Source organism: endosymbiont of Acanthamoeba sp. UWC8 (genome assembly GCF_000730245.1).
Taxonomy (GTDB): domain Bacteria; phylum Pseudomonadota; class Alphaproteobacteria; order Rickettsiales; family Midichloriaceae; genus Jidaibacter.
Map to the genome: position 1 here is coordinate 742,922 of NZ_CP004403.1, position 14,017 is coordinate 756,938.

11 protein-coding genes and 1 pseudogene are annotated in these 14,017 nt (G+C 35.0%); 8 read left to right on the forward strand and 4 right to left on the reverse strand.

Annotated elements, in window-relative coordinates; genetic code table 11:
• Positions 1-32: 32 nt before the first annotated feature.
• The 6 genes from I862_RS03640 to fliW are packed head-to-tail and all read left to right on the forward strand — an operon-like array spanning position 33 to position 5,750.
• Positions 33-1,133: a flagellar basal body P-ring protein FlgI gene (locus tag I862_RS03640; RefSeq protein WP_052646380.1), complete on the forward strand. Its 1,101-nt coding sequence runs from the start codon at positions 33-35 to the stop codon at positions 1,131-1,133.
• 1 nt (position 1,134) lies between these two features.
• Positions 1,135-1,455, forward strand: a complete 321-nt coding sequence (locus tag I862_RS03645; RefSeq protein ID WP_038539033.1) for a rod-binding protein — start codon at positions 1,135-1,137, stop codon at positions 1,453-1,455.
• Between the two features lie 4 nt (positions 1,456-1,459).
• On the forward strand, positions 1,460-1,903 hold the full coding sequence (locus I862_RS03650) for a hypothetical protein (protein WP_038539035.1): 444 nt from the start codon (positions 1,460-1,462) through the stop codon (positions 1,901-1,903).
• Positions 1,904-1,917: 14 nt separating this feature from the next.
• The gene (locus I862_RS03655) at positions 1,918-4,329 is read left to right on the forward strand and encodes a FlgK family flagellar hook-associated protein (protein ID WP_038539037.1); all 2,412 of its coding nucleotides are present in this window, start codon (positions 1,918-1,920) and stop codon (positions 4,327-4,329) included.
• Between the two features lie 15 nt (positions 4,330-4,344).
• On the forward strand, positions 4,345-5,256 hold the full coding sequence (locus I862_RS03660; RefSeq protein WP_038539039.1) for a hypothetical protein: 912 nt from the start codon (positions 4,345-4,347) through the stop codon (positions 5,254-5,256).
• Between the two features lie 23 nt (positions 5,257-5,279).
• The gene (fliW, locus tag I862_RS03665; RefSeq protein ID WP_038539041.1) at positions 5,280-5,750 is read left to right on the forward strand and encodes a flagellar assembly protein FliW; all 471 of its coding nucleotides are present in this window, start codon (positions 5,280-5,282) and stop codon (positions 5,748-5,750) included.
• A 113-nt stretch (positions 5,751-5,863) separates the two neighbouring features.
• On the opposite strand, the pseudogene I862_RS08830 reads toward fliW, so the two are convergent.
• A pseudogene (locus tag I862_RS08830) lies at positions 5,864-5,957 on the reverse strand (twin-arginine translocase TatA/TatE family subunit); the annotation flags it as partial.
• 163 nt (positions 5,958-6,120) lie between these two features.
• Between I862_RS08830 and I862_RS03670 the strand changes: the two are divergent.
• Positions 6,121-6,972 (forward strand): glycine--tRNA ligase subunit alpha, encoded by an 852-nt coding sequence (locus I862_RS03670; RefSeq protein ID WP_038541266.1) that lies wholly within the window; start codon positions 6,121-6,123, stop codon positions 6,970-6,972.
• Between the two features lie 53 nt (positions 6,973-7,025).
• Here I862_RS03670 and I862_RS03675 read toward each other — a convergent pair whose 3' ends face one another.
• Together I862_RS03675 and I862_RS03680 are read right to left on the reverse strand one after the other, a co-directional pair.
• On the reverse strand, positions 7,026-9,998 hold the full coding sequence (locus I862_RS03675; protein ID WP_038539043.1) for an ankyrin repeat domain-containing protein: 2,973 nt from the start codon (positions 9,996-9,998) through the stop codon (positions 7,026-7,028).
• A gap of 84 nt (positions 9,999-10,082) precedes the next feature.
• A complete protein-coding gene (locus I862_RS03680; protein ID WP_038539045.1) occupies positions 10,083-10,991 on the reverse strand; it encodes an NAD-dependent epimerase/dehydratase family protein in 909 nt (302 codons plus the stop codon).
• A 118-nt stretch (positions 10,992-11,109) separates the two neighbouring features.
• Between I862_RS03680 and I862_RS03685 the strand changes: the two genes are divergently transcribed.
• Positions 11,110-12,216 (forward strand): glycosyltransferase family 4 protein, encoded by a 1,107-nt coding sequence (locus I862_RS03685; RefSeq protein WP_038539048.1) that lies wholly within the window; start codon positions 11,110-11,112, stop codon positions 12,214-12,216.
• Positions 12,217-12,272: 56 nt separating this feature from the next.
• Here I862_RS03685 and I862_RS03690 read toward each other — a convergent pair whose 3' ends face one another.
• Positions 12,273-13,904, reverse strand: coding sequence for a hypothetical protein (locus I862_RS03690; protein WP_038539050.1), 1,632 nt, complete (start codon positions 13,902-13,904; stop codon positions 12,273-12,275).
• Positions 13,905-14,017 lie beyond the last annotated feature (113 nt).

A 14,017-nucleotide genomic window follows, 5' to 3' on the forward strand; every position in this document is an offset into this window, starting at 1 on the left:
TAAAATAAGTGGAATAAGGTTTTAATGTTTTTATGATGTTAGCATATTTAAATAGATTATTCGAGCAAGCTTTTTTCTTAATTGCAGTATTGATAATAACTTTTACTGCTTTTGAAGTTAAAGCCGATTCTCGTATTAAAGATATAGTAAACTTTGATGGGATCAGGGAAAACATGCTGATCGGCTATGGGCTGGTTGTTGGACTTAATGGCACCGGAGATAACTTAAAAAACTCGGTATTTACTCAAAAAGGCTTAACCGATTTTTTAGAAAAACTCGGGGTTAACACTAGGGGTGCAAATTTAAAAACTAAGAATGTTGCAGCTGTTACGGTTACTGCTTCACTTCCGGCTTTTGCAAGAACGGGCAGCAAAATTTCAATCAACGTAAGCACGATCGGAGATGCAAAAAGTTTAAAAGGTGGAACTTTGATTGCAACACCATTGGTTGGTGCGGACGGTGAAGTTTATGCAGTATCACAAGGAGCAATTAGCATTGGAAGCCCTGCAACTTTATCGGATACTACCGCGACATTAACTCCTACATCAGGATATATAACTAACGGTGCAATTATAGAGCGTGAAATTGATTTCAGACTCGATGATCTTTCCGAAGTAAGGCTTGCGTTGAAAAATGCTGATATTACTACTGCGCGCGCTATAGCAACCGCAATTAATGCAAACTTGTTTTACGATTATGCGCAAGCTTTAGATCCGGGTACGGTGAGAGTAAATATTCCAAGCCAATATAAAGGAAGAGTTCTATCTTTGCTTGCTGATATTGAAAGCATAACCATACAACCTGATTCCACCGCTAAAATAGTTATAGATGAAGCTACCGGCACGATAGTAATCGGAGAAAACGTTAAACTTAGCACAGTTGCCATCGCTCAAGGTAATTTGATCGTAAAAGTAAAAGATTCGGAAGAATATGCTTATGAGATCGGATTAACTAAAGTTGAACCGCTTCCTTCCGAGCCCGGGAAAGAAATAGCAGTGTTTAGTCAAAATACAAATTTAAGTGATCTGGTTCAGGGATTAAATTCCCTTGGTGTTACGCCTAAGGATTTAATTTCTATTTTAAAAACTATAAAACAAGCAGGCGCACTACAAGCAGATATAGAGGTAAGATAAAATGACTAATATACATAATTTAACCAACAGTTTTGCAACTATGCAGGTTGACCAGGGAAGGGAAAAAAGTTTATCAGGTAATTCACCTACTAAAGAAGCTGCACAGGAATTTTCCGCTTATGTCGTTTCCCATTTATTAAAAGAGGCTTCCCCTCCGGTAAATAATCATATGCTTAACGAAAATAGTACAACTCAAGAAATATTTGAAGGCCTACTCACCAACGAGTATGCAAAGGTGGCGGCAAAGCAGGATAGCTTAGGTATTACAAAAATAGTTGAATCGTCTTTATTACAAGTTCAAGAACAAAGTTTAGGGGAGTAAGAATATGGAAGCTGAAAAAATATTTTTTAATTATGATATTGTAACTAATGCTTTTAATAAGCTGATAAACCTTATCAAAGATGATGAGCAGCATATAAAGAATAACAATATTGATAAGATTAATGATTCCCTAAATGAAAGAACTGATTTAATGAATTTTCTTGCTAGACAAAAGGAGACTTTAGCTAGGTTAGCCGATAAACGATCCATCCTTAATGAAGATCAGGCAAAGGTTCTAAACGAGCTTTCTCAAGAGTTACATTTTTATGCAAACAAGAGCAAAAGAGAAATTTCTAAAGCAATGTATGTTAACCAAAAGATCTTAACTATTGTTAGAGGTATTGTAGATAAAGAAGCCAGAAGTGTTAACTATAACCAAAGAGGGGTGAGAAAAAATACCTCTAAATTCCGTGAGATTCCCCATCTTGCTATCAATAAGAAACTTTAAAGAGGGATAATCAAATGTCTGCAATTGCTTCGTCACTCACCGGTATAGAACTAAATAAGAAAAAGCTGGAAATAACCAGTTCTAACGTAGTAAATGTTGATACGGAAGGTTACGGTCAGCGCTCGATCATACAGAATTCAGTAGTTACTGCCGGCAATATTCAAGGAGTTTCAATTAAAGGTATAACTACCAAAACCGATAGGCTTCTTGAACAAACATTACTGCAAAAAACTTCCGAAGCAAACTATACGGAAACTAAAAAACGTTATTTTGAATCTATGAACCAGGTTTTCGGAACACCGGGTGAAGGTAATAGTCTGGATTCTTTTATTACCCAAGCTTTTAAAGAGCTTGATACTCTTTCGGGTAACCTTAATATTGCAACCCAAAAAGTAATCACGGTTGATAGTCTAAGCAATGCTGCAGAGAAAATTTCTTCTCTGGCAAGAAGCCTAGAAGATTTAAGGTATCAAGCTGATACGGAACTAAGCAGCATTACTTTAGGACTAAATGCTGAACTAAAAACCGCCTACGCATTAAGCCAAGAAACCACTGCTTTTCCCGAAGGCAGCATAGAGCATGTTGAAAGTGCAGAAAAACTAAAAGCCAGCGTTCTGAAGCTTTCAGAATATTTTGAATTAAAACAATATCCCGATAAACTCGGCCGCCTAAACCTTTATACTCCGACCGGGATTAATCTACTCGGTACACAGCATGCTTACCAGGCGAAATACACTCCCGCTTCATCAGCAGATGACTTCATTGAGCAACGTCCGCTAAACAGCTTCTTTATTACCGCAGTGGATGATTTCGGTAATGATTTGAATTTGGATATTGTTGTTACTCCTCCCGGGATCAGCGGACAAACCCATTATGAATTATCCCCCGGTAAAGTAGCCGGTTTACTTGATATGCGTGATGTTGAGATTCCAAGAGCATTAAATCAATTAGATCAACTGGCAAAAAAATTAAAAGATGAGTTTAATAAAGTTCATAACACCGGGACAGGCTATCCGCCTGCGACTACGCTTACTGCAACTAAACTTACCGCCCGCGATGAAACTTTGCAATTCAGCGGATCCGTAAGGATTGCGGTTGTCGGCGATGACGGGCTTCCTTTACCTAACCCGAGTACTCCAGCATTAACTCTTGATCTTTCTAAATTAGATACCGGAAGCGGTGCAGGACGACCTAATATGGAAGGTATTATAAATGAAATCAATTATCATTTTAATCAAAGGTTTACCGGGGACAATAGCGTTAAATTAGGAAGATTAAATGATATAAAATTAGCAGCGGTAAGTGACTCAATAACTCCGGGCGCTGGTACAACATTTGATCTGGAACTATCCAATTTCTCAGGCAAAGATACGAAAATTAATATAACTTCAGCAACAGCCGTAGATAATATGGGGGTAAATATACTATCATCCTTTAACAATGCAGTATCAACTATTACTAGTGGCAGCATGCAAAGAACAGGGACTACAGGTTCTTCCATTATTTTAAATAATACAGCCGCTCCGCTGGAATATCCTTATACAATTTCCCTGGATTGCCAAGTAACTGATGAGACCTCAACTTATACCTCAACACTTACCTTCCAAATAAATAATCCGTCTCCAGATCCTTTGAACGGAATCATAAATAAGCGCTTTAGCGCGAACAGCGTAAGCGGCCAGGCAACTTTAGTTCAACCGGCGGTAAACGGCGGAGTATTAAGTGCAACTATTGTTGATGACCAGGGGAATAGTATACCGTCTAACAGCATACAGCCCGGAAGATTAAATATCTCAACCTTACAAGGTAATTATCGCTTAGTAATAGACCAGCTTGATAGCAAATATTTAGGTAATCCGACTAATAACACTCCGGCGACTAATGACGGGTTTAATACCTTATTCGGCTTAAATGATTTATTTGTGCGTAATGATGCACCGAAAAACTGGGGCAACTTAAAAAACTCCGCGGTATATTTGGAGGTAAGAAGTGAAATTCAAGCTGACCCGAACTTGCTTTCTACCGGTAAGCTTAGACAGACACACTCAAATTATGCTGATTCCCCGATTTATACTTATGAAGTTACTTCAGGAGATAAAGATACGTTAACTAATTTAATTCATATTGGTAATCAAAAATTTTTATTTGCCAATACTTCCGGGCTTCCGGCAACAACTGTAACATTTTCAAGCTATGCTACTGAAATACTGTCGTTCAACTCGGTTTCAACCAAGCTGATCTCAGAGGAAGCGGGTAGGAATGAGCTGTTTAGAGAAGCATTACAGGATAAATTGGATTCAATTAGAGGAGTAGATTTAAACGCGGAGCTAACCAACCTGATATTATACCAACAAAACTTTACCGCCTCAGCTAAAATCATCCAAACCGCAAGGGAATTTTTCGATACTTTAATTTCAAGTTTTTAATAAAAGGGTAATGTTATGACTACAATCGCTACTTTTACTTCACATAAGCAAATGATTAAAAATGTTTCCGAGAACTATGCTTCGGTTAATAAATCAAGTAACAAAATCTCGGCAGATAAACAATATGAATCTTTTCACGAAATGGCACCCAATGATTTAAGGTTATCGGAAGATTTAACTAACCAAGTAGAACTAACCGCAAACAGAATTACTAATAATAAATTGCTGACAAGTAAACTCAATGAATATGAAAATACTGTCCAGACAATCCAACAAGTAACCGAAGATGCAATGCGCTTTGTTCAAGTGGCTAAAGATTCCAGTAATGACAATACTTTAGCTATAAAAGACATATCGACCAATTATATAAATGAAGTCAAAAGACTTTTATCAAGCAACTTTAACGGAGAGTATTTATTCTCCGGTTCTAAAACTAATATATCTCCGATTTCACACATTGAGTCTATTTCAAATGTTTTACCAGACGGCACCATTACTTCAAATTATTATCTCGGCGATAATGTTACCTCCGCCCAAAAGGTTTCTTCTACTCAAGACTTAGATTACGCTATAACAGCAGATAATGAATCTTTTCAAAAGTTATTTGCTGCTTTTCACTATGCGGCGAAATATGAAGAAAGTAAGGATAAAGCCGACCTGGTCAAATCATTTAATCTTATGGATGAAGCTCAAAAAGGGTTAAATGAAATGGTAGCGGTATTGGGAAGCAATGGAGAGACGGTAGAAAGGATAATTCAGAATGACGAAGTAGCAATTATTGATCAACAGGCAGCATTGACTTCAATAACTTCAGTTAATCCGGAATTAGAATATCCGAAATTAATTATGAAAATAGGAAAGTTGCAAGCAAGTTTTATGGTTGTTGCCAGAGCTTCCGAGATGTTTATCGGGGATTATATAAGATAGTACTAAAAAATAAGGGGGAGAAAATGATTAGTCATACTATAAAATACGAACTTAGAAAAGATCCGTTTGTCACAATCATCAATCAATTCGGTGAAATTGAAATTAATCTTGAGAATCAGATTATATTCCCTCATGGGATGATCGGAATGCCTGATTGCAAACACTTTTGCCTTGCTAATATAAATGTTGAAAAATTTAAGTATTTTAAGCTGCTGCAAGGAGTAGTGGACACTAAACTTTCATTTCTTACTTTACCCATCCTGATACATAATAAATTTATTGATTCCTCCGATCTTGAGAAGGCATGCAGTGTATTGGGAATAAAGGTAGAAGATGTTGCAATTCTTCTTATTGCTTCAACTAAAATAACCGATCAGGGGAAAAAAATCATTGTTAATGCTCGCGCACCGATATTTATTGATTCAACTGCAAAAACTGCTATTCAATACGTAATTCCTGAAACTAAGTATAATATACAACATATTATTGATTAAGCCTTTTAGAAGATGTAGTTTACCTCGCAAGTAGCAACCTTACTCCTTGTGATCGCGGGGTTCATCCTTATCTCGGTTATTTACCCCATCTCTCAGCGAGCGGATACCTCTGCCTAATTCTCCCATTACTTTCGGAAGTTTACCTGCTCCGAAGATAACAAAAATTATTAATAAAATTAATAACAATTCACCAAGTCTTCCCGACATAATATATAATTACCTTAAATTGCCCCTGCATCTTAGATTTACCCTACTCATATTTAATTAGCAACTAAAATTACCCTTACTATATTATTTATATAATTGTAAAATGATTGCATTAGCATACATAATTTCATATAAATTATTAAAAGTAATTAAAAATTGTTTTATGTATTTCCAAGATTTAATTTTTGAACTTCAAAAATATTGGGCTGATAAAGGCTGTGTAATTTTACAACCTTATGATATGGAAGTGGGAGCGGGAACTTCACACCCTGCAACCACTCTAAGATGCTTAGGCTCCAAACCCTGGAATGTTGCCTATGTTCAACCTTGCAGGCGCCCTTCCGACGGCAGATATGGAGAAAACCCTAATCGAGTACAGCATTATTATCAATATCAGGTAATCCTTAAACCCTCTCCTGATAATATTCAGGAACTATGCTTAGAGAGCTTATATAGGATCGGTATTGATCCTAAAAAACATGATCTAAGATTTGTCGAGGATGACTGGGAAAACCCTACCTTAGGTGCATGGGGTTTAGGATGGGAAGTGTGGTGTGACGGCATGGAAGTATTTCAATTTACCTATATGCAACAAATTGGCGGAATTGAATGTAAACCTATCCCGGGAGAACTCACCTACGGCTTGGAAAGGCTTGCTATGTTCATTCAAGGTGTAGACAGTATTTTTGATATTACCTGGAATGACAGGGGCGTTAAGTATAAAGATATATTTCTAGCCAATGAGGCTGATTATTCAAGCTATAATTTTAAATATGCCGATACTGAATTATTAATGCGCCATTTTACGGATCATGAGCAGGAGTGTAAAAATCTATTATCTCATAAACTTATTCAACCCGCTTATGATCAGTGCTTGAAAGCCGGCCACATATTTAATTTACTTGATGCCCGCGGGGTTATCAGTGTTACCGAGAGAACTTCTTATATCTCAAGAATAAGAAATTTAGTTCGCGAATGTTGCCGTATGTGGATTGAGAAGGATTCAAATAACTAGAGTATTTAGAAATAGCCTCTTTAAAAAGGCTATTTCTATCAGTTGAGAAGTTGCTAACAACATAAATATTCAGGGTCACATGTATTATATTCAAACCCATCAAACCCGAACAAGGCTTTTATTGTATAATTCCCATAATGTACTCTATCAGTAAAATAAGTTGATAGTAACGTATTTTGGTCTTCTGAATATTGATCCTGAGTATATTTATTTATAAAATTATCATAATCTTTATAAAGTATAGATTTCATATCAGCAGTATGCTCGGCGGGGCACTCGAGACTTTTATATTTTGATACGGCTTCCTGATCAACTTCAATGTAGTCCCCGACCTGGTACTTTGGCTTTACATCATCAGATATATAAGGATTCTTTTCCACTGAGATTACTTTAAATTTCTTATTATAGTTAAGCTCTTCAACATCAAGCTTATATACCGCTACAACTTCTTCACCCTTAATGCCGTTAAAAATTAACTCATGCTCGTGGGTATGGCTACCGCATACTTGAGGAGAATTTTTTGAAATTCGCATCTCAATAAATACGCTATCTTGGCTTGTGTTTTCTGCCGTCATACCGGCGGCAAAGCTTGCTGACATATTCGGTTCTAACGAGACATACGTACCGCCGAACTCCCATCTTCCTTCGTCAACTTCATTCCAAGGCTGGTTAACGTAAAAACCTAAGAACTTTTGGTTTTCTCCAATAGAAAAAGCTTTGATCCCGTATTTAAACCATGATTTTATATCTTCGCTATCAACATTAAATTTTAACCCTCTGAATATAGCAATCTCTTCTTCTATCGGCTTTGGGACTAAGCCGTTTAAAGTTAGCACCTCTAAGCTAAAATCTTCATCAAGTCTGTTTAGTGCTTTTCCGACTAGTTGATAATAAATATCAAAATCATTATCTATTTTATTCAGAAGCACACTACCTGCACATAATGCTTTAAAATCTGCAAAAGTAGAATAACTTAACTCTTTACCTAAAAATGACCGGTTTGCTAAATCCAGTTTTAACATAGGGCATTCACCGGCTAATTGATGTTTTAAATCCTGTTCTGATTTGCTTAAGTAGTAGGCTGCAAGTTTATGAGTAAACCCATCTAAAAAACCAAAATCGTTTTTAGTAAAATCATCATGGAAAGTATGGATCATGTGCTCAAATTTGCTTGGTATTTTGATTCCCGCCTTGTGCATAAGGTTGAGTAAAGCCTGATATTTATTATTTTCAACGGAACTTTCTAAACCTACTTCAATAGCATCAACTACATCCTTTAAAGGGGTAGGGTTTAAAGCCATGCCATAGCTAAATAACTTATAGGCATGTTCATAGTTACCTTTAATAAAGTGATCTTTTAATATTTTATCATTTTCTAAAATAGGTAAAATATAATTTTTCTCACTTAAATATTTAATAAGCTCTAGGCTTGGATTTCCGAACCAAATATTCCCCTCTATATCTTTGATTGATAAGTCTGCACCATGACTGATCAGGAGATCGGCAATCTTGGAAGTAGTAGCATAAAATAAAGGTGTCTGGTTTTTGTCATTTAGTACGTTTAAGTTAACTTCAAAATTATCTAATATATAATCCAAATTTTCTTTTGAACCGCTTTTAACCATAATGTGCAGTAATGAACCGCTGTAAGCTAATAATTTGCTTATCCCCGAGCTGCCGATATTGTTAATAAGCTCATCAAGGTATTCTTTAAATTGCGAGCCTAATTTAATGTATTCATCATACATAGATTTAAAAGTTATTTTCTCATCTACTTTAACAGTGGCGTTTTTAATAAGTAGTTGAATAGTCTCTAACGGAGTATCGGATGATAAGGTAATAACCAGCTCTAAGGGAATAATTTTTATTCCCTGATCTAAAGCAAGCTTAATGAGATTATTATGCGTATCTGTACAAATGATATTTTGATCTAAAAGCAGTGCATGCGGATTCAAGCCGTGATCAAGCAGTAACTTGGCAGTGTCAACCGTTAAAAATGATTCGATCAAGTCATTAAGCTTCATGTTTTTTAGGTCGGCTCCCTGCTCAAACGCAAACTCAACAAGGTCTTGCCGTAATTTTTGAAGGTACTCAGGGATTACAGTTGTATTCTCCTCTATTTTAACATAAGCCTGTAAAGCAAATTTTAAAAATACTTCAGCGGAAAAATATTTTTCTCCTCGGTTAATCATAACTTCTTTTAATGATAAAACTGATTCCAAAGGAATCCCACCTATTTCTATAGCTTCCGGCTTAGCTCCATTTTCCAAAGCTAATTTAACCAACTCCTTCTGCTTAGCGTATAACTCTTCATCTATGGTGTGCTCTTTATCAACAGAGTTAATATCTTCCGTATTAACTCTTAAGATTAAAGCTAAAAATTTGTCAACTGTTGTATGAGTTAAAAATAATTCCGAATAATTATACAAGTTTTTCAAATTAATATAGCGTATAGAATCAATAATATTTTCAAGTTTAGCTCCTCTATTAAAAGCAGCTTTAACTAATTCTTTCTGAGTAATTTCTGATGCTTTATCACCTACATAACTCTGTAAAACTAATTTCAAAAATATATCCGGATCGGAATTTAGGAATAATTCCGAGCTATTGTGTAAATTTTCAAAAACCAGATAAATTGAGTCAGTAATATATTTAAGTTTAGCTCCTCTATCAAGGGCAGCTTTAACTAATTCTTTCTGAATACTTCTTTTCTGTTTATCAACTTCTTCCTCACCTGAAGTAATAATATAATCCAGCACAAAAGCTAAAAATTCATCTGCTTCAAAATATTTGTTGAAAGCTTCCAAGTAGTTTTTTATTTCATGTAATGAGCAATCGATGTATATCCAGTATAAATCTAAATTATTAGCTTTATGATACTCTAATAGTGCCGTTAGTAAATTCTCTGATTTATAATTGAAAGCAGTCTTCAATAATAATGAAAACTCTTCCTTATCAAGCTTTTGTTCAGCAAGATAGCTGGTGATTTCTTCTTGAGATTTATTATAAAGCTCTAATTCCGACATAATTTTACTCTAATTTTTATTGTAAATTATATACTATAAACGTTAAAGTTTTATTACCATTACTAAGTTTTTTATTATTTTTTATTACACTACCGAAACAACCAGCTCATTTAAACCTTTTCCCAACGGAACCAGAGCCTTAATTTTTAATATTTGTTCCGCCTTAACGGGAGAACCGACTGAGATTAGCGCATCTCCTTTCTTAGCCGGTAAATATTCAATATTTACTTTACCTAATATGGAAAAAAGCTTTTGTGCTAATTCATTTACTGTGGTTCCTTTACCGGTGCAAACATTAGTTACCGGAGCGTGAGCCGAGACATTCTGCATGGCTGCAATGATAAAATTCACTACATCTTTTACAAAAATAAAATCCCTCGTTTGGTTACCGTCACCGAAAATAGTAAGTGGTTGCTTATTTCTTATTCTGCTTAGGAAGATAGAGATTACTCCTGAGTAAGATGAATCAGGGAGTTGGCGTGACCCGTATACGTTAAAAAACCTTAGACCGAAAGTAGGAAGGGCAAAAATTGCACCGAACGCCTTAGCTTGCAGCTCGCAAGCATACTTATCCGCAGCATAACCTGAAATAGGCTGCGGGAGAAGGTCTTCCGTTAAAAAAGACTTGGAAATATTTCCATATACGGCAGCTGACGAGGCATAAACCACCGGAATATTTTGTTTTTCAGCTTCTTCAAATATATTAATGGTGCCGGTTAAATTAACTCTATGGGTGTTAACCCAGTCTTTTACCGATTGCTGCACCGAGGCAACGGCAGCTAAATGGAAGCAACCGTCGACTCCCTTAAAAGCTTTCTTAAGAACGGTTTTATCTAAAATATCACCGTAAATAAATTCACATTTATGCGGTAAATTTTCTTTCTTACCATAAGATAAATTATCTAAAACAGTGACTTCATGCCCGTTCTCAAGAAGTTGCTCCGTAAGATGAGAACCGATAAACCCTGCCCCTCCGGTCACTAGATACTTCACTTTAACCTAATACTCATACTATTTAATGTTTAAAAGTTATAGGCTCATTTACCTATACTTTCAAATAAAATATGGTATTTAAAAGGTATTATAAAATATATCCTTCAAAGCTTTATAAATGAAAATAATTCTTTTTAGTAACGCGGATTGGCACTTTGTTGCCCATCTTATGCCGATTGCACTTGCGGCAAAGGAAAAAGGTTATGATATAAAAGTTATAACTTGCGTAAATGAGCACGGGGAGGAAATTAAAAAACAGGGTTTGGAGCTGTTCCCTATCAACTTGGAACGTTTTGGTTTAAATATATTTAAGGAATTGAAAATTATTTTTCAATTAATAGCAGTATATAGGAAAGAGAAGCCTGATATTGCGCAACATTTCGGGATTAAGCCTATATTGTACGGCAGCATTGCAGCAATATTCAATAAAGTCCCTAAAGTTATTAATACCTTTTTAGGCATGGGCTTTGTGTTTATCAGTGATAAATTATGGGTAAAAGCCATCAGAGTAGTTTTCACTAATTTACTTAAGCTGTTCATGCTTAAACAAAACAGCATAATCATTGTGCAAAATAAAGATGATAAGGAACTGCTTTTAAAAGAAAATATTGCTAAGCCGGCACAAATTTTTGCACAGTGTTCGGTAGGAATAGACTTGAAAAATTTCCTACCCCTATCCGAACCGAACGGCAAGCCTGTTTTTGCACTAATGGCAAGAATGATTCTTGATAAAGGGATAGCTGAGTTTGCGGCAGCAGCTGAGATTATCAATAATAAAGGATTGGAAGCGGAGTTCTGGCTGGTCGGAGCTCCTGATCCCGATAACTCGAGGTCAGTTACTGAATATCAACTAAGAGAATGGGAAGATAAAAAGATAATTAAATGGCTGGGTTTCCAAAGTAATATAAAAACTATTTGGGAAAAAGCACATGTTGCCGTGCTTCCTTCCTATAGAGAAGGCTTAAGCAGAAGCCTGCTTGAAGCTGCTGCTCTCGGTAGAGCGCTTATCACCACCGATGCCCCCGGCTGCCGAGAACTGGTTGAAGATGGTATAAATGGCTTATTGGTTAAAGTGAGAGATGCTGATTCACTGGCTGAAGCAATAGAAAAACTAATCGTGGACAATCAATTACGTACCTCACTTGCCTTAAAAGCCAGAGAAACTGTAGTTAGAGATTATAGCGAGGAAGTCATAGTTAAGCGTATGCTTAAGTTTTATAATTAATCTAATTTAACCATCAGCAAGCATAAATAAATATTTATATTTGCTAATAGAATCAGTTAAATACCTCTACCTATTTGGCAAATCTTGCTTTCTCCGGATTCTGGTAGAATAGATGGGTTTAGTCTAGCAGAAACTACCATCTTTCTAAAACCTCCGGAGGTACCGGGAGCCTGAGTAAGAGTAAATTTTTGAGGTGGAATATTCTCTTTATTTCCAGCTTCTTTGGCTAATCTTACTTTATCAGCATAAGAAGCATGTTGTACTTGAACATTAGTTCCGGGCAATACCGGGCTACTTTCTTGCGTACTAGTTTCTCCGATATCATCCGGGGTATCATCTACAAGCTCAGGTAGTTCACCTTGCATTTTATGAGCTTCTAAAGCTAGCTGTTCGGAAAAAGTATATTCCTCTTTTTCTTTCCCTTTGCTAAAACTTGATACTCTCAATGTAGCCAAAGCAGAAACAGGAGTTCTTATTGGTAAGCTATTTATCTCTACTTTTTCAATATCCGTTGTATATTCAAGTTCAGGGTTATCATATCCTTTTGGAAAAGCAATTCGTTTAAAGCTTCTGATAGTAACCTCCAAAATAGGATCATCCTCAAATAATAAACAAAAATTCTTTAAATTTGTTTTGTTATCAGTATATAATAATTCCATCCCAATAGAATCAATAATTTCTGTTTCTAAAAATCTTTTTTCTTCATTTCTTAAATGGTTTGTTCGACAAAGTTTAATACAAAACTTAAATACATTTAGTTTTAAAGAAAATGTTTTTATTAAAGATTTAAATATCACTTCATTAGGTTCCATTAGACTTTTATTATTTAAAATATCTAAAATTAAATTTTCTGTTGGGCCTTTTAATTCCGGATTATCAATTACCTTAATTAATTTCAACAAATTAAGAATATTAATAATATTATATGATAAAAAGTATACTCTTTCTATTTCCAGCCTTACTTCATCATTAATTTCAAGATTTAATAATGTAGCAATATTAATATTAGTAATTTTTGTTCTAATAGCCTCTAATTCATTCAGCAGATTTTCTTCTGATCTCTTAAGCGAATCAAACTTAGATTGTAATGCTTGAACAATTACTTCCATTGATTGATTTATATACTTTTCCTGTGATTTCTCTTTTATTTCTTGAAATAAAGTGGATAAGCCATAAGTTGTAGATAAAGTTTTCCGATAATATAAAGTAGTAGAATTTGCAATATCACTTAAATAAGATATAGCCTTAGTATCATATACCCATTTCTCCTTTGGTAATTTTAATAACTCCTGAATAGAAATTATTTTAAGCAAAATAGCTTTTTTATATAATGGTGATATGGCAAGTAACTTTTTACATTGCTTATAGCAATCTTCAAATCTTAGTAGATAAAGGTAAGCAAGAGCACAATTATAACCCACATTAATTGAACGAGGATTTTTTTCTAAATACTCACTTGCAATTTTTACAGTTTCTTCATATTTTTTATTTCTAAACAAATCTGCTGTCAAATCAGCATATTTATCTTCTTCTGCCTCCTTCTTTCTTCTTATAATAGTTTTTTCTCTTTGCTCTCGGGTTATTACCTCAACCCTTCCCTCTTCATCTGTTTTTGGTCTTTTATTATTCTCATCTTTAAGTGCTGCTTGGCTGCTTTGCACAAACTTCTCTTCTGATTTTCTTTTCATAAATAATCTTGCTTAAATTGTATAAGGTTAAGTTATGGTTATGTGCTTAGATTTATAATCGAATAAATCATCAACTATTCTTGCTAAATTTAATAATGAATTTAAAAATGTTG